Origin of the sequence: Amycolatopsis sp. NPDC049159, from assembly GCF_040648295.1 — a bacterium.
Taxonomy (GTDB): Bacteria; Actinomycetota; Actinomycetes; order Mycobacteriales; family Pseudonocardiaceae; genus Amycolatopsis; species Amycolatopsis pretoriensis_A.
Genome location: NZ_JBEZDL010000005.1, coordinates 258,708 through 273,352 on the forward strand (window position 1 = coordinate 258,708; position 14,645 = coordinate 273,352).

13 protein-coding genes are annotated in these 14,645 nt (G+C 72.9%); 10 read left to right on the forward strand and 3 right to left on the reverse strand.

The genetic code is table 11. The features are described 5' to 3' along the window. Window positions 1-24: 24 nt before the first annotated feature. Together AB0B33_RS12175 and AB0B33_RS12180 are read left to right on the forward strand one after the other, a co-directional pair. The gene (locus AB0B33_RS12175; protein WP_360770381.1) at window positions 25-1,239 is read left to right on the forward strand and encodes a DNA polymerase IV; all 1,215 of its coding nucleotides are present in this window, start codon (window positions 25-27) and stop codon (window positions 1,237-1,239) included. A gap of 596 nt (window positions 1,240-1,835) precedes the next feature. Further along, window positions 1,836-2,240 (forward strand): DUF3040 domain-containing protein, encoded by a 405-nt coding sequence (locus AB0B33_RS12180; RefSeq protein WP_247021189.1) that lies wholly within the window; start codon window positions 1,836-1,838, stop codon window positions 2,238-2,240. A 129-nt stretch (window positions 2,241-2,369) separates the two neighbouring features. Here AB0B33_RS12180 and AB0B33_RS12185 read toward each other — a convergent pair whose 3' ends face one another. The 3 genes from AB0B33_RS12185 to AB0B33_RS12195 form a co-directional block, all read right to left on the reverse strand. Further along, window positions 2,370-4,853, reverse strand: a complete 2,484-nt coding sequence (locus AB0B33_RS12185) for a DUF3488 and transglutaminase-like domain-containing protein (RefSeq protein ID WP_360770083.1) — start codon at window positions 4,851-4,853, stop codon at window positions 2,370-2,372. Further along, window positions 4,850-6,124, reverse strand: a complete 1,275-nt coding sequence (locus AB0B33_RS12190) for a DUF58 domain-containing protein (RefSeq protein ID WP_247021193.1) — start codon at window positions 6,122-6,124, stop codon at window positions 4,850-4,852. Before AB0B33_RS12190 ends, AB0B33_RS12185 begins: the two co-directional genes overlap by 4 nt. Window positions 6,125-6,216: 92 nt before the next feature. Beyond that, complete coding sequence (locus AB0B33_RS12195) at window positions 6,217-7,284, reverse strand: MoxR family ATPase (protein ID WP_247021195.1); 1,068 nt, start codon at window positions 7,282-7,284, stop codon at window positions 6,217-6,219. 306 nt (window positions 7,285-7,590) lie between these two features. Between AB0B33_RS12195 and AB0B33_RS12200 the strand changes: the two genes are divergently transcribed. From AB0B33_RS12200 to AB0B33_RS12235, 8 genes are all read left to right on the forward strand, one after another. Next, on the forward strand, window positions 7,591-7,941 hold the full coding sequence (locus tag AB0B33_RS12200; protein ID WP_247021197.1) for a hypothetical protein: 351 nt from the start codon (window positions 7,591-7,593) through the stop codon (window positions 7,939-7,941). 4 nt (window positions 7,942-7,945) lie between these two features. After that, window positions 7,946-8,470, forward strand: coding sequence for a DUF3558 domain-containing protein (locus tag AB0B33_RS12205; RefSeq protein ID WP_360770087.1), 525 nt, complete (start codon window positions 7,946-7,948; stop codon window positions 8,468-8,470). 76 nt (window positions 8,471-8,546) lie between these two features. Beyond that, complete coding sequence (locus AB0B33_RS12210) at window positions 8,547-9,050, forward strand: PPE domain-containing protein (protein ID WP_360770384.1); 504 nt, start codon at window positions 8,547-8,549, stop codon at window positions 9,048-9,050. Further along, complete coding sequence (locus AB0B33_RS12215; protein WP_247021201.1) at window positions 9,047-9,802, forward strand: ESX secretion-associated protein EspG; 756 nt, start codon at window positions 9,047-9,049, stop codon at window positions 9,800-9,802. Before AB0B33_RS12210 ends, AB0B33_RS12215 begins: the two co-directional genes overlap by 4 nt. 576 nt (window positions 9,803-10,378) lie before the next feature. Then, entirely contained in the window at window positions 10,379-10,810 is a 432-nt protein-coding gene (gene mraZ / locus AB0B33_RS12220; RefSeq protein WP_125314530.1) for a division/cell wall cluster transcriptional repressor MraZ, read from the forward strand. 216 nt (window positions 10,811-11,026) lie between these two features. Then, entirely contained in the window at window positions 11,027-11,980 is a 954-nt protein-coding gene (gene rsmH / locus AB0B33_RS12225; protein ID WP_360770092.1) for a 16S rRNA (cytosine(1402)-N(4))-methyltransferase RsmH, read from the forward strand. Next, the gene (locus AB0B33_RS12230) at window positions 11,977-12,711 is read left to right on the forward strand and encodes a hypothetical protein (RefSeq protein ID WP_360770095.1); all 735 of its coding nucleotides are present in this window, start codon (window positions 11,977-11,979) and stop codon (window positions 12,709-12,711) included. The genes rsmH and AB0B33_RS12230 overlap by 4 nt, the downstream gene beginning before the upstream one ends. After that, window positions 12,711-14,636, forward strand: coding sequence for a penicillin-binding protein 2 (locus tag AB0B33_RS12235; RefSeq protein WP_247021210.1), 1,926 nt, complete (start codon window positions 12,711-12,713; stop codon window positions 14,634-14,636). Before AB0B33_RS12230 ends, AB0B33_RS12235 begins: the two co-directional genes overlap by 1 nt. Window positions 14,637-14,645 lie beyond the last annotated feature (9 nt).

Below are 14,645 nucleotides of genomic sequence, written 5' to 3' on the forward strand. Positions count from 1 at the left end.
CGAAATGCTGAACTGCCGGGCGGGATGGCCCGGTTCCGCGTCCGGCCGGGGGAGCCGGCGCCGGACGACGCCGGCTGCGGGCTGCTGCACGTCGACATGGACGCGTTCTTCGTGTCGGTCGAGCTGCGCACCCGCCCCGAGCTGGCGGACAAACCGGTCGTCGTGTCGGGCGGCGGTCCCCGCGCGGTCGTGGCGGCGGCGAACTACCCGGCGCGCAAGTTCGGCGTGCGCTCGGCGATGCCGTTTTCGACCGCCAAGCGCCTCTGCCCGCACCTGATCAACATCCCGCCGACGTCGGGCCGGTACGGCGAGGTCTCCCGCGGGGTGATGGGGATCTTCCGCGAGCTGACGCCGCTGGTCGAGCCGCTGAGCCTGGACGAGGCGTTCCTGGACGTCAGCGGGGCACTGCGCCGCCTGGGCGCGACACCCGCTTCGCTGGGCGCGCAGATCCGGGCGCGGGTCGAGGCCGAGCACGGGATCACGTGCTCGGTCGGCGTGGCGAAGGTCAAGTTCGTGGCGAAGCTGGCGTCGGGGATGGCGAAGCCGGACGGCATGGTCGTCGTCCCGGCGGCGGAGACGCTGGCCTTCCTGCACCCGCTGCCGGTCTCGGCGCTGTGGGGCGTCGGCGCCCGCACGGAGGAACAGCTGAAGCGGCTCGGCCTGGACACGATCGCGGACGTGGCCGCGTTCCCGCCGGAGCGCCTGAAGAAGTCGCTGGGAACGGCGATCGGCGAGCACCTGTACCGGCTGGCGCACGGAGTCGACGAGCGCGCGGTGGTGATCGACTCCCCGGAGAAGTCGATCGGCGCCGAGCACACTTTCGACGTCGACCGCCATGACCGGGCTTCGCTGGGCCTGGAGCTGCTGAGGCTCTCCGAGCGGGTGGGGGCGACGCTGCGGGAGCGGGGTGTCCGAGGCCGGACGGTGTCGATCAAGGTGCGCTTCGCGGATTTCCGCACGATCACCCGTGCCCGCACGCTGATGTCGGCGACGGACGTGGCCCGGGAGATCCACGCGGTGGCGGTGGCGTTGCTGGCGGAGCACGCGCCGACGGGGGCGGTCAGGTTGATCGGCGTCCGCGTGGAGGGCCTGGACACGGGGGAGGCGGGCGAGCAGCTGGTGTTCGATTCCGCGGCGCCCCGCTGGCGTGACGCCGAGGTGGCGGCCGACGTGGCGAGATCGAAGTTCGGCTCGGCAGCGGTGCGGCCGGCGTCATTGCTGGCACCGCGGGAGCAGTGAGGGGAGAGCGGCTGGAAGCAGCGCGCGGGTACGGCAAGCACCTTGACCGCGCGCCCGGTGGCGGCTGGGTGCTGCCCCGGCGCCGGGTGGCGACCACCTTCTTGCCGCCCGTGGAACCCACCCGCGCCACCGAACCTCACGCCCGCCTCGGCGTTGCGCGCCCGCCAACCCACCGGGCCGCTCGCCGCTGCCAGTCTCGCTATCCGGCCGCCCGCCCCACCACCGGCCGCCGCCGGCCACCAAACCACTCGCCGCCCGTCCACCGCCGACCTCGCCAACCGGCCGCCCCACCGCCCGCGACCTAGCCGCCCACCCCGCCCCACCACCGGCCGTGTACGGAAGGTGATCTTCCGCTCGTCCGCCATCCCCCACATCGCCGCTCAGGCCGTTAACCGGTCACGATGGGCCACCGTGACCCTCCGCGACGCCCCTCCGGCGGGATTTAGCCCAATTCGATCCCTACTGGATGCGGGATCGGGTAGTCGTGCGGGCGCGGGCCTCGTATCCTGGACAGTGCCACCCCGCCTGGGGTTGGCTGTTGGGTCCAGGACGTTGCGCGGCCCGGCGCCCGCGACAGCTGTGCCGGAGGAGGAAAGATGCCACTCTCCGAGCATGAGCAGCGGCTGCTCGATCAAATCGAGCGCGAGCTCTATGCCGAGGACCCCAAGTTCGCATCCACGGTGCGTGGCACCCGGTTGCGTCGCCCCGCTCGCCGACGGCGGATTCAGGGCATCGCCCTGTTCGTGGTGGGCGTGGCCCTGCTGGTGCTGGGCGTGGTGGTGCCGCAGTTCCGGGTGGCCGACATCCCGCTGATCAGCGTGCTCGGGTTCCTCGTGATGTTCTTCGGGGTCATGTTGGCCGTCACATCGATTCGGCACGCCGCCGAGGGGGACGGCAAGGGCGGTGGATCGGGCGCCCGCGGTGGCAAGCAGCCAGGGCGGCGCAGTTCCTTCACCCAGCGGATGGAAGAACGCTTCCGCCAGCGCTTCGAGGAGCAGTAGCGCCGCAAGACCACGAGATCCGCGTCCGGCCACCCAGGCCGGACGCGGATCTTCTTGTGTGCTCTACGCCTCGCCCCGGTGGGTCACCCGCGTCCGTGACAACGGGTGACCCCCGATCGGGTCAACTGCTCAGTCCCGGTTGCGGAACAGGGACTTCGGGAAGAGCCGGCCCTTCCAGGACAGCGGCGCGTTGCGGTGCAGGCTCCGGCGGAAGTGGTCGAACGCCGACGGCAGCGTCGGGTCACCCTCACCCTCACCTTCTCCGCCGTACCAGGACCGCTCGACCACGCCGATGACCGTGCGGAGGCCCTCGCGGCCCTCGTCGTCCAGGTGGTGCTTCGCCGCCAGTTTCTGGCCGGCCACGCGGACCGTGTCGCTCGGCGGAATCGGCAACCCGCGGTCAGCGCACTCGGCGCGCAGCTCGGACCACGCCGCGTCCGCCGCGCCCGGGCGGTGGCCGACGATCTCCTGCAGCCGCCGCCGCCTGCCGACGTCGCGGGCGGCCGAGGGGCCGAGCAGCCCGGCCAGGAGCAGCACGACCAGCAGGCTGAACCACCAGGCCACCAGCCAGGTCAGCACGCCGAGCAGCGCCACCCACAGCGCCGCGGCGATCAGCGGCAGCCAGTTCTTGAGCAGCGCGCTCAGCCCGGTGGCCGCCGGTTCGCGGTCCGGTCGTCGTCGGCGCCCGCCGGCGATCACCAGGACCGTCGCCAGCAGCGCGAGCGCGAGCAGCGCCAGCACCAGCGCCCACACCCAGCCCGGCGTGCCCGGGTCGGCCTGCTCCGGGCCCTGCGCCTGCTGGTTCTGCCCGGTGTCGCGCGGGACGCCGGTCGGCGCCGCGCTCGACTGGACCGTGCTCGGCGCCACCTGGGTGTCGTCCGGCTGGTCGCCGTCCTGCGGGCCGGCCTGCAGGTACGGCGGGGTGATGCCGCGCCCGTCGGACAGCGGGGTCGGGTCGAACGTCACCCAGCCCTTGTCGCCGAAGTACGCCTCGACCCACGCGTGCGCGTCCTGGGTGCTGATCGACAGGTAGTCGTTGACCTGCGAGCCGGGGGTGAAGCCGATCGCCACCCGCGACGGGATGCCCGCCACCCGCAGCATCACGGCCATCGCCGAGGCGAACTGCTCGCAGAAGCCGCGCTTGCCGTTGAGGATGAAGTCGGCGAGCGCGTCCGCGTCGTTGGCCGGCGCGGTCTTCGTGTCGTAGACGAAGCCGTTCTGCGCCGTGAAGTACCGCCAGATCGCCGACGCGCGGTCGAAGTCGTTGCCCGCGCCGGCGATCAGCTGCTGCGTCTTCGCGCGGACGCGGTCGTCGACCCGGTCGAGCTCGGTGTAGCGCGGCGGCAGGTCGTCGACGCGCGCGGTCACGCGCAGCTCGGCGGCCGTCGGCTCCTTCAGCGACGCGTATTCGACGTACGACGGCGGGGTTTCGCTGCGCGTGGTGAACACCGTGCCGCTGACCTGGTCGTAGAGGTAGCCGTTGCCGGTGCCGTCGATCACCCGCGGCGCGCCGAACACCGGCAGCCAGTTGTCGCGCCAGCTCGTCGGCTCGACGTCGATCTTGCGCGCGGCGCCGGTGCCGTCGTCGCCCGGCGCGGCCGGCAGCTGCGGCCCGACCGGGACGCCCTGCTGCGAACGGCCCTCGTCGTGCAGGCCCCAGCCCTTGTTCGGGTAGAAGGTGTCCAGCGTCATCGCGCGCAGCAGCCGCCGGTCGGTGCCGAGGCCGCGGACCTTGAACAGCTCGCGGTTGGAGCCCTGGTCGAGCATCCCGCGCAGCTCGGTGAACGGCTGGATGCCGAAGCCGCCGGAGCCCGCGCCGGCGCCGTTCCCGCTGGCGCCGAAGGGGATCCGCCCGACGGTGCCGACCCACGTGATCGCGCCGCCGAACAGGCCGAGCACGATCGCCGCGCTGACGACCGCGACCGGCGCGGACAGCACGCCCTGCTTGCCGCTGCGACCGGGTGCTTCGCGGGTCCGCCAGCGCCGGTGCCGGTGGTTGCCGTCGACGGCCAGCAGGCCGGCGAAGGCCGCGCCGCCGAGCAGGAACGTCCACCAGGGCAGCATTTCCTCGCTCAGCGCGGCCGGCACGGCGTAGACGCAGAGCAGCACGAGCCCGGTCGCGGCCGGCGCCGCGGCGGCCACCGTCAGCGTGTCGACCAGGACGGCGACCAGGCCGATCAGGATCGTCACCAGGCACAGGATCGGCTGGCTGCCCTCGACCGGCGGCAGCCCGACGCGGATCTGCTCGGCGGCCGCCGAAAGCGTCGTGCCGATCTCTTCGAACGCGTCCGGGCCGGGGATCACCTGCAGGATCCCGTTCGTGGTGAACGCGCCGGTGATGAGGAACAGCAGCACCAGCAACTGGCCGAGACCGACCAGCACGGTCGGCACCTGCAGCGAGCGCAGCGCCAGCCCGGTCGCGCCGATCAGCAGGACCGCGACGAAGAGGTAGCCGAACCAGGCCAGGCCGGCCACGACGCTGGTCACCGACGTCGCCGCGCAGAGCGTCGCGATGCCGGCCGCGGCCGGGGCCAGCAGGCTGCTCCGCCAGGCCGACAGCGGGTGCTGGGACGACGGGCTGTTCGCCGGGCGCGGGGGTGCGGAGGTGCTCATCGCTGACCGCCGATCAACGTGTGGCCGCGGGCACCGCTGCGGCTGAGCTCGGCCCACACCTGCGGCATCGGCGAGCCGGGCCCGGCGATGACCACGCCCCAGCCCGACGCGCGCAGCAACGCGGCCGAGTCTTCGGTGGCCGCGGCCCGCTGCTCGGGCGCGCTCACCCCCGCCGACCAGGTGGGCGTGTCGAGCAGGACGGCGAGGCTGCGGATGCCGCGCGGGCGGTACTGGGTCAGTTCGTGGACGGCTTCGGTGCTGACCGTGCCGAGCACGGCGATCAGCTCCTGGCCCTCGCCGGGGTCGCCGGCCAGCGTGATGTCCCGCTGGTGCGCCGGCTGCAGCGCGGCCAGCGCGTCGAGCAGGACGTTGTCGTAGTGGTCGCCGCCTTCGCCGGGGGTGTCGGCGAGGGTGATCCCGTGCTCGCTGACCAGCCGGACGCGGTGCCCGGACCGGCGCAGGTGCAGCGCGGCCGACGCGGTGAACGACACCGCCCACTCCAGGCTGGCGGCCGGGCCGCTGCCGTGGTGCGCGGCGGCGCGGTGGTCGAGCAGCACGGTGGTGCCGCCGCGCCACGGCCGTTCTTCGACGCGCACCATGATCTCGTCGCGGCGCGCGGTCGAGCGCCAGTGCACCTTCCGCAGGTCGTCGCCCTGGCGGTACTGGCGGACGATGACGTCGGCCTCGCCCTGCCCGGCGTGCAGCCGGACGGTGCCGTCGTCGCCGACGCCGATCCCGGCGCCGCTCGGCATGCCCCACAGCGGGACCACCCGGGGCACGACGACCAGCCGCGAGTGCCCGATCAGCTCGCGCTCGAACTCGCACAGCCCGAACGGGTCGGTGATGGTCGCGCGCAGCGGCCCGACCTGCTGGACCCCGCGTAGCACCGGCTGCAGCGGGTAGCGCAGGGCGACGCGGCGGTCGTGCGGGAGCCGCTCGACGACGAACCGCGGCCGCGAACCCAGCGCGTACGGCACGCCGTCCTCGAGCAGGATCTCGCCGGCCGGCAGCCGGCCGCTGCGCCACAGCTCCAGGTGGACTTCGCCGTTGCCGCCGACCGCGACGCGCTGCGGGTTCAGCGTGCGGGTGGCGCCGATGCGCAGCCGGGTCGCCGAGATGAACGCGGCGACCAGCAGCGGCAGCGCCACCACGAACACCGCCACGCGCAGCAGGTCGCGTTCGTTGAGCACGAACGAGCACACCGCGGCCGCGATCCCCGCGGCCAGGAGGCAGCGGCCGCGGGTGGTCAGGCCGGACAGGGCACGCAGCATGCCGTTCTCTTCCCCTTCGCGCGCTGGAACAATTTTTCGGGGGTTCGGGTGGCGGAGCCCCCGACCTGGGGCGAGGCCCCAGATGTCACCAGCTAGGGCCGGGAGCCCTGCGGCACCGGGACCCGGTGCAGCACCGCGCGCACGACGTCGGTCGCCGACCGCCGCGCCGCGTGGGCCTCGGTGGTCAGCACCAGGCGGTGCGCCAGCACCGGGACCGCGACCGTGTGCAGGTCGTCCGGGACGACGTAGTCGCGGCCCGACAGCGCCGCCTGCGCCCGCGCCGCGCGGACCAGGTGCAGCGTGGCCCGCGGGGAGGCGCCGAGGCGGATCTCCGGGACCTGCCGGGTGGCCGCGACGACGTCGACGGCGTACCGGCGGACCTCCGGCGCCATGTGCACGTTGCGGACCGTCTCGATCAGGCGGTGCACGGTCTCGCCGTCGGACACCGGCTGCAGCTCTTCGAGGGGGTTGTGGCCGGCGTGCTCGTCGACCATGGCCAGCTCGGCCTGCTGGTCGGGGTAGCCGATGGAGACGCGCGCGGTGAAGCGGTCGCGCTGGGCCTCGGGGAGGGCGTAGGTGCCTTCCATCTCGATCGGGTTCTGGGTCGCGATGACCATGAACGGCTCTTCGAGGCGGTAGGTCGAGGTGTCGACGGTGACCTGGTGCTCCTCCATGCACTCCAGGAGCGCCGACTGCGTCTTCGGCGAGGCGCGGTTGATCTCGTCGCCCACCACGATGTTCGCGAACACCGGGCCGGGGCGGAAGTCGAACTCGCCGGACTGGCGGTTGTAGATCGAGACGCCGGTGACGTCGCTCGGCAGCAGGTCCGGGGTGAACTGGATGCGGCTGACCGTGCAGTCGATCGACCGGGCGAGCGCCTTGGCCAGCGACGTCTTCCCGACGCCGGGGACGTCTTCGACCAGGAGGTGGCCTTCGGCGAGCAGCGTGACCAGCGCGATCCGGATGACGTCGGGCTTGCCGACCAGCACGCGTTCGACGTTGGCGGCGATCCGGCGGGCGGTTTCGTGCAGCTCGTCCAGCGACACTCTGGCGGGCCGGCCGGCGGCCCGGCCGTTGCCCGTGGACTCCGCCGGGTAAGGCGGCCGTCCGGATGCCTGCTCGCCCGATCCGGGCGTCGCAGACTGGATTCTCGACGTCACTCGACCTCCTGGTGGCGCGTGGCCGCGCGCACTGTGCGCACCGCCGGGCCGAACGGCCCCCATCGCTGCTGTCCGCGCGCAGCGACCAGCCTTCCATCCAGTGTGTCAAACCCGGGCGAACCAGGGGCCGGAACCCCGTGAACCCCGGGCAATCACGCCCGCCACGGCGGTTGATGACACTGCGCAAGCAGCGACGATACCCCGAACGGGTGTGTTGTCACCCGATTCTGGGCGCTCCCGCTGACACCCCGCTTTGTCGTATGCTGCGTTTCGAGGTCGCCCGGCTACAGAGAGGCGTAACCGCTCATGAGCGACGTGCGCGCGCAACCGCCGTTCGACGTGCGCGGCTTCGCGGTCGCGCCCGAGCTGGCCGCGGACGCCTACGGGAAGCTCGGCCGGCTGCAGGACGTCGTCGGCGAGATGGTCCGCGAGGCCAAGGTGCTGGGGCGGACGGTGCCGCTCGGCGGCGGGTACGCGGGGGAGCTGGGCCGGTTCATGGCCGAGTACGGCATCGGCGGCCAGGGGTCGGCCGTGCAGCAGCTGACGGCGTTCGGCAAGGAGCTCGAGACGCTCAAGCACCGGATCTCGGAGGCGCTGGCGAAGTACCAGCACGCCGACGAGCAGGCGGCGGACGGGGTGGACTGCTCGGGTGGCTGATCGGATGCGACTGCTGGGGGTCCCGGTCGCGCTGGTGGTGCTCGCCGGCTGCGCGCAGACCTCGCCGCGGACCGGAATCGGCCACACCACGTCGACCCCGGCGTCGTCGACGCCGCCCGTCGCGTGGACCGGCCTGGCCGCGATGGACCCGTGCACGCTGCTCAGCCCCCAGGACCGCTCGAGCGCCGGGGTGAGCGTGCTCGGCAAGCCCAAGGAGATCGCGGGCGCCCGCGCGTGCGACTGGACCGTGCCCGGCGCCTTCGGCGTCACCGTGACCCTCAGCGAGACCGACGGCCTGGCCGACCTCGAAGTCGCGAAGAAGACCGCGACCAAGACGACGGTCGGCAGCCACCCGGCGCTGAAGGTGATGGACAAGAAGGCCGCCGACGGCACCTGCGCCGTGCTGCTCGGGGTCGGCGACGCGGCCAGCGTCCAGATCGACGTCAGCAACACCGGCTTCTCGGACACCCCGCTCGCGTGCCGCCGCGCGGGCACGGTGGCCGGCCTGGTGGAACCGAAACTGCCCTGACCACGAGAGGTGCGCCGTGCCCGACGCCCAACCGCCCGTCCCCACCGCGCGGTACGAGTCCTACAGCCACGAGGCCATGGCCGCGGAGGTCGAGGCGGGCAACGACCCGGTCGCCGCGGGCGAGGCGGGCGCGCGCTGGGACGGGCTGGCGAAACGGCTGCAGGAGTCGACCGCCGAGCTGGCCGGGCTGATCACGTCGTCGCGGGAGAACTGGCGGGGCGGCGCGGGCGACGCGGCGCGGGCGGCCCTCGGCCGGGCCGCGGACTGGCTTTCGCACTCCGCCGCCGTCTCGGCTTCGGTCGGCCGCGCGGTCGGCGCGCAGGCGGAGGCGGCGGCGCGGGCCCGGGCCGACATGCCGCCGCCGGTGGGCTACGACCCGGCGTCGATGATCCGGGACGCGGCTTCGTCGGGGAACCTGCAGGTCCTGGCGGGACTGTCGGACGAGCTGGCGGCCCGCCGCGCCGAGGCGGAAGCCGCGCGGCAGAAGGCGATCGACGTGATGCGCACCCGCGACGCGGCGCTGCACGGCCACGTGCCGGCCGAGACGTTCCCCGCCGCGCCGTCGCTGGGGCAGGCTTGATCCGCGTCTCGGCGTCGGCGTTCGACATCCTGTGGACCGACCTCGGCCACGACCGCCCGCCGGAGCCGCTGAGCGTCCGCAGCGTCGGCGGCACCGAGGAGGAACGCGCCGAGGTCCGCAAGGCGGTGTACGACAACCTGGCCGAGCGCGGGCTGTACGACGGTTCTGCGCTGGAGCCGGCGTTGACGGAGCGGCTCGCGCTGCTCGCGTCGGCGGAGGTCTTCGTCGCGTGCGAAGCGATGGTGGACATGACGGCGGAAGCCCCGTTCCGCGCGGTGACGGCGGTCCGCGGCCGCCGGGGCGTCCTGGCGACCCAGCCGGAGCAGACGATCGCACTGGCGGCCATCCGCGACGCCGAGCTGTGCACGGCGATCATCGACGTCCTCCCGGAGCTGACGGCCGGCCCGGGGTACGGGGTGAGCCTGCCGGCGTCGTCCTTGGCGGGCTCGGTGGAGGACCCGGTGTTCTCTTCCCGCGGCGCGGCTTCGGCGGCTTCGTCGGCTCAGCTGCGGGAGGTGCTGGCGATCCAGGCGCGCCCGGTGTACTCGGCGGGGTCGTTCAGCGTGAGCCGCCGTGGCCCGTCGGGGAGGGTGGCGCGGGTGGGCGGGCTGTCGTGGTTCGACACGGACGTGGGCGCGTATTGCGCGACGAAGACGCCGGGGCGGGGCGGGCAGGACTGGGTGAACGTGACCCCCGTGGACAGCACCCGCCTGGCGGCGCGGGTCGCGTCACTGCTCACTCCGGAGGACTGACCCGGCTCCGCAACGTCATGAACGAATCTTTCATGACATCCACGCGCGGCGGGGGAGGGGTGCTCTTCGCTGGATCCAGCCGGGAGCTCCCCTCGGTCCCCACACACCCCCACTGGGGTCCCGGCGCGCCCGCACCCGGGGCCCCACGTGCCCCACCCACAGCCCCACGTGCCCCCACCCGTGTCCCCAAGGGACCCCACCGAAGGCCCCACGCGTCCCCACCGGGGTCTCCGCAGGCCCCCGCCCGCAGCCCCACGTGCCCCCACCCGGGTCCCCACGGGGCCCCACCCGGGTCCCTCCGGAGTTCCTTCGCGGCCGTTATGCGGACGTCCGGGGTACAGCTGAGGTTGCTCCGGCCCCCGCCGAGGGGGATCTTGGCCACCGCCCCCCACACTGGCCCCCACCTGCCCCCACCTCGTTGACCTGCATAAACGGACCACACGACGGAGTGAGCCGTCGGTTTCTCGCGTTGACTGTGGTGAAAAGTGGGGTACGGTGGTGGCCAGTGGGGCGGAAGGGAAGCCCTGGAGCCGTAGACGGTGGTTCGCCACCGGGTGCGGTAGGGAGGTGGAGGCCGTGTTCCTCGGCACCCACACCCCGAAGCTGGACGACAAAGGGCGGCTCGCGCTGCCCGCGAAGTTCCGCGACGCCTTGGCCGGCGGGCTGATGCTCACCAAGGGGCAGGACCACTGCCTCTTCGTCTTCCCCCGCGCCGAGTTCGAGCAGATGGCGCGCAAGGTCGCCGAGGCCCCGTTCACGAACGAGGCGGTTCGGGCCTACCAGCGCTACCTGTTCGCCGGGACGGACGAGCAACGGCCGGACGGCCAGGGGCGCATCACGATCGCGTCCGAGCTCCGCCGCTACGCGGGGCTCAGCAAGGAGTGCGTGGTGATCGGGGCGATCACCAGGCTGGAGATCTGGGACGCCCAAGCGTGGCAGGGCTACCTGGAAGAACACGAAGACAGCTACGCGAAGGCTCGAGAGGAAGTACTGCCGGGCGTCTTCTAGACGTGCGGACGCGGTGCACCTTCGTCGTCGGGGGACGAAGAGGTTCGCCGCCCGCGCGAAGAGGGGAAGCCCACCCGGATGCCGTGAGGCCTCTGTCCGCTCAACAGCCCTGGTGCACCTTCCCCGGTACCAGGTCCGCAGCGGGCGGACAGGGACCTGACGGCATCCGCCATATTTCCCCCGGGCCGCCCAGGCGAGAAAGGGGGAGGGAACACCATGACGGCACCCGAACACGTCCCGGTACTGCTGAGGCGCATCGTCGAGCTGTTCACCCCCGTGTTCGCCGACCGAGACGGCGTCCTCGTGGACGCGACCGTCGGGCTCGGCGGCCACTCCGACGCCCTCCTCGAAACGTTCCCGCGGCTGCGCCTCGTCGCCTTGGACCGCGACCCGGCCGCGCTCGAGAAGTCCGGGGAGCGCCTCGCGCGCCACGGTGACCGCGTCGACTTCGTGCACACGGTCTACGACGGACTGCCGGAAGCCCTCGAGGGGCTGAAGATCGACAAGGCCGACGGCATCCTGTTCGACCTCGGCGTCTCCTCGATGCAGCTGGACCGGGCCGAGCGCGGGTTCGCCTACTCCAAGGACTCGCCGCTGGACATGCGGATGGACCCGACCACCGGGTTCACCGCCGCCGACGTGCTGAACACCTACGCGCCCGGCGAGCTGATCCGGATCCTGCGGGACTACGGCGAAGAACGCTTCGCGCAGCGGATCGTCAAGGCCGTCGTGAAAGCCCGCGAACAGGAGCCGTTCACCACGAGCGGGCGCCTGGTCGAGCTGCTCTACGACGCCGTCCCGGCCGCCACCCGCCGCACCGGCGGGCACCCGGCCAAGCGCACCTTCCAGGCGCTGCGGATCGAGGTCAACGGCGAGCTCGAGGTGCTCCGCCGGGCCATGCCGGCGGCACTGGGCGCCTTGAAGACGGGCGGGCGGATCGTCGTCGAGTCCTACCAGTCCCTGGAAGACCGGCTCGTCAAGCAGGCGCTGGCCGAGCTCGCGAAGTCCCGCACGCCGGAAGGGCTCCCGGTCGAACTGCCGGGACACGGACCTGAGCTGAAGCTCCTCACCCGCGGGGCCGAGAAGGCCGGCGAAGAGGAGATCGAACGGAACCCGCGCGCCGCCTCGGTGCGGCTGCGGGCCGCAGAGAGGATCGGAGAGCCGCGATGACCGCTCCCACGAGGTCCCGCCGCCGCACCGCGCCGGCGACGCGGGGACGCAGCGAGGCCGCCCGCACCTCGACCACCGTCGAGCCGGACCCGCAGACCACCGAGCCGGGCAAGGCGTCGCCCCGGCGCGCGTCGCGGGGCCGCACGTCCGCGGCCGAACGCGCCTACGCGCGCCGCGCCCAGCGGGCCGACCTGCTCAAGGAGCGCGAGCCGCGCCCGCAGCCGAAGGCGGCCCAGCCCGGCACGCCCGCGCCGAAGCTCAAGCTGAAGCTGCGGCTGCCGAAGTCGCGCGCCTCGTTCGTGCTGCTGATGATGGCGCTGCTCGCCGTCGGCGTGGCCACCACGCTGTGGCTGTCCACGCAGGCGATCGCCGACTCCTACCGGCTCGAGCAGCTGCGCACCACCAACGCGAGCCTGGCCGAGGCGAAGGAACAGCTCCAGCGCGACGTCGCCAAGGCCGAGTCGCCCGCGTCGCTGGCCCCCGCGGCCCAGCAGCTGGGCATGGTGCCCGGCGGCGACCCGGCGCGGATCGTCGTCGGCCCGGACGGCAAGACCTCGCTCGTCGGCGAGCCCAAGAAGGCCAAGGGGGACACGCCGGCGGTGCCGGTCGCGCCGCCGGCCGCGCCCGCCGCGGGCACGCAGTCGCAGCAGGGCGCGCCGATCGAAGGTGACCAGCCCGCCGTGCCCGCCGAGGAGCAGCCGCCGCCCGCGCAGCCGGGGGCCGGTCAGTGATGGCTTCTTCCAGCCGGGGACAGGTCCGCGCGCGCTCCGCCGGGAGCGCGCGCCGGACCTACTCCGCCGGGACGCGCAGCGCGGCCGCGCGCCGGGGCAACGGCGGCAACCGCACCCGGTTCTCCGCCGTGCGCCTGATCCTGGTCGCCGTGCTGCTCGTCGCCGGCGGGAAACTGGTGCAGGTGCAGTGGTTCGAGGCCGGGGCGCTGTCCGCCGCGGCCGAGCGGCAGCGCACCCAGACCATCGACATCCCGGCCCAGCGCGGGTCCATTGTGGACCGCAGCGGCGCCAAGCTGGCGTTCAGCGTCGAGGTGCGCACGCTTTCGGTGAACCTCAAGGCGCTGCACAAGAGCATGGACGACTTCGCGACGAAGAACCCCGGCACCGCGCGGACCTTCGACAGCGAAACCGCCGCCGCCGCGAAGTACATCGCCGGCAAGCTGCCGAACGTCATCGGCGAGCAGCAGCTGCTGGACCTGTTCCACAAGCAGGCGTCCTTCACCTACCTGGTGAACAACGTCGAGCCGTCGATCGCCACCGACATCGTCAAGCACTTCGCCTGGATCGGCGTCGAGAAGCGCGCGCTGCGCGAATACCCGGGCGGCAGCCTGGCTTCGAACATCGTCGGCGCCGCGAACTGGCGTTCCGACGACCCGGACGTCTCCAAGCACAACCTGCACGGCTTGGTCGGGCTGGAGCTGCTGCGCGACAACGACCTGGCGGGTACGCCGGGCCGGATGATGGTCAACACCAAGAACGGCAGCGACAACGTCGTCATCCCGGGCACGGAGCACGACCTCCAGGCCGCGGTCCCCGGCTCGGACCTCGAGCTGACCATCGACTCCGACCTGCAGTACGAGGTGCAGCGGCAGCTGTCGGACTACGTCCAGCAGTCGCACGCCAAGGGCGGGCAGGCGGTCGTCACGGACACCAAGACCGGCGAGGTCTACGCGCTGGCCAACGACAAGACGTTCGACCCCAACGACCAGTCGACCTGGACCAACGAGGACCTGGCCAACCCCGCGGTCACGACGCCGTTCGAACCGGGTTCGGTGAACAAGGTCGTCACCGCCACCGGCGCGATCGACGAAGGCATCGCGACGCCGGAGTCGACGATCCAGGTGCCGGGCGCGCTGCAGGTCGCCGACAAGACCGTGCACGACGCCTGGACCCACGGCACGCAGACGTTCACCACCGCCGGCATCTTCGCCAAGTCGTCCAACATCGGCACGCTGCTCCTCGCCCAGAAGATCGGCGAGGAGCACTACTCGGAGCTGCTCAAGCGGTTCGGCCTCGGGCAGCGCACCGGCGTCGGCCTCCCCGGCGAGAGCGCGGGCGTGGTGCCCGCGCGCAGCCAGTGGTCGGCGACGACGTTCGGCAACCTGCCGATCGGGCAGGGCCTGTCGATGACCGTCCTGCAGATGGCGGGGATGTACCAGGCGATCGCGAACGACGGCCTGCGCGTCGAACCCCGGATCGTCAAGGCGAAGGTCAACCCGGACGGGACGACGGTGCCCGAGCCTGCGCCGAAGAGCGTCCAGGTGGTCAGCCCGCAGACGGCGAAGACGGTGCGCGACATGATGCGCGCGGTCGCCCAGAACGGCAAGGGCGTGCAGAAGGGCACCGCGCCGACGGCGGCGGTCGAGGGTTACCAGATCTCCGGCAAGACGGGCACCGGCCAGCAGGTCGACCCGCGGACGAAGGCCTACAGCGACCACCTGTACAACATCACCTTCGCCGGCATCCTGCCCGCGGACCACCCGCGGTTCGTGGTGGGCATCCGGCTGGACGCGCCGGACACGACGCTGCCGGTCGGGCACTCCGCGGCACCGCTGTTCCACAGCATCGCGTCGTACCTGACGCAGCGGTACCAGATCCCGCTGTCGGACGGCCCTTCGCCGGAAGTCCCGCTCATCGTCCAGTAAGCACTGTGC

Coding starts and splice junctions, on each gene's coding strand:
- AB0B33_RS12175 (WP_360770381.1), top strand. CDS start 25: ATGGCCCGGTTCCGCGTCCGGCCGGGGGAGCCGGCGCCGGACGACGCC.
- AB0B33_RS12180 (WP_247021189.1), top strand. CDS start 1,836: ATGCCACTCTCCGAGCATGAGCAGCGGCTGCTCGATCAAATCGAGCGC.
- AB0B33_RS12185 (WP_360770083.1), bottom strand. CDS start 4,853: ATGAGCACCTCCGCACCCCCGCGCCCGGCGAACAGCCCGTCGTCCCAG.
- AB0B33_RS12190 (WP_247021193.1), bottom strand. CDS start 6,124: ATGCTGCGTGCCCTGTCCGGCCTGACCACCCGCGGCCGCTGCCTCCTG.
- AB0B33_RS12200 (WP_247021197.1), top strand. CDS start 7,591: ATGAGCGACGTGCGCGCGCAACCGCCGTTCGACGTGCGCGGCTTCGCG.
- AB0B33_RS12205 (WP_360770087.1), top strand. CDS start 7,946: ATGCGACTGCTGGGGGTCCCGGTCGCGCTGGTGGTGCTCGCCGGCTGC.
- AB0B33_RS12210 (WP_360770384.1), top strand. CDS start 8,547: ATGGCCGCGGAGGTCGAGGCGGGCAACGACCCGGTCGCCGCGGGCGAG.
- rsmH (WP_360770092.1), top strand. CDS start 11,027: ATGACGGCACCCGAACACGTCCCGGTACTGCTGAGGCGCATCGTCGAG.
- AB0B33_RS12230 (WP_360770095.1), top strand. CDS start 11,977: ATGACCGCTCCCACGAGGTCCCGCCGCCGCACCGCGCCGGCGACGCGG.
- AB0B33_RS12235 (WP_247021210.1), top strand. CDS start 12,711: ATGGCTTCTTCCAGCCGGGGACAGGTCCGCGCGCGCTCCGCCGGGAGC.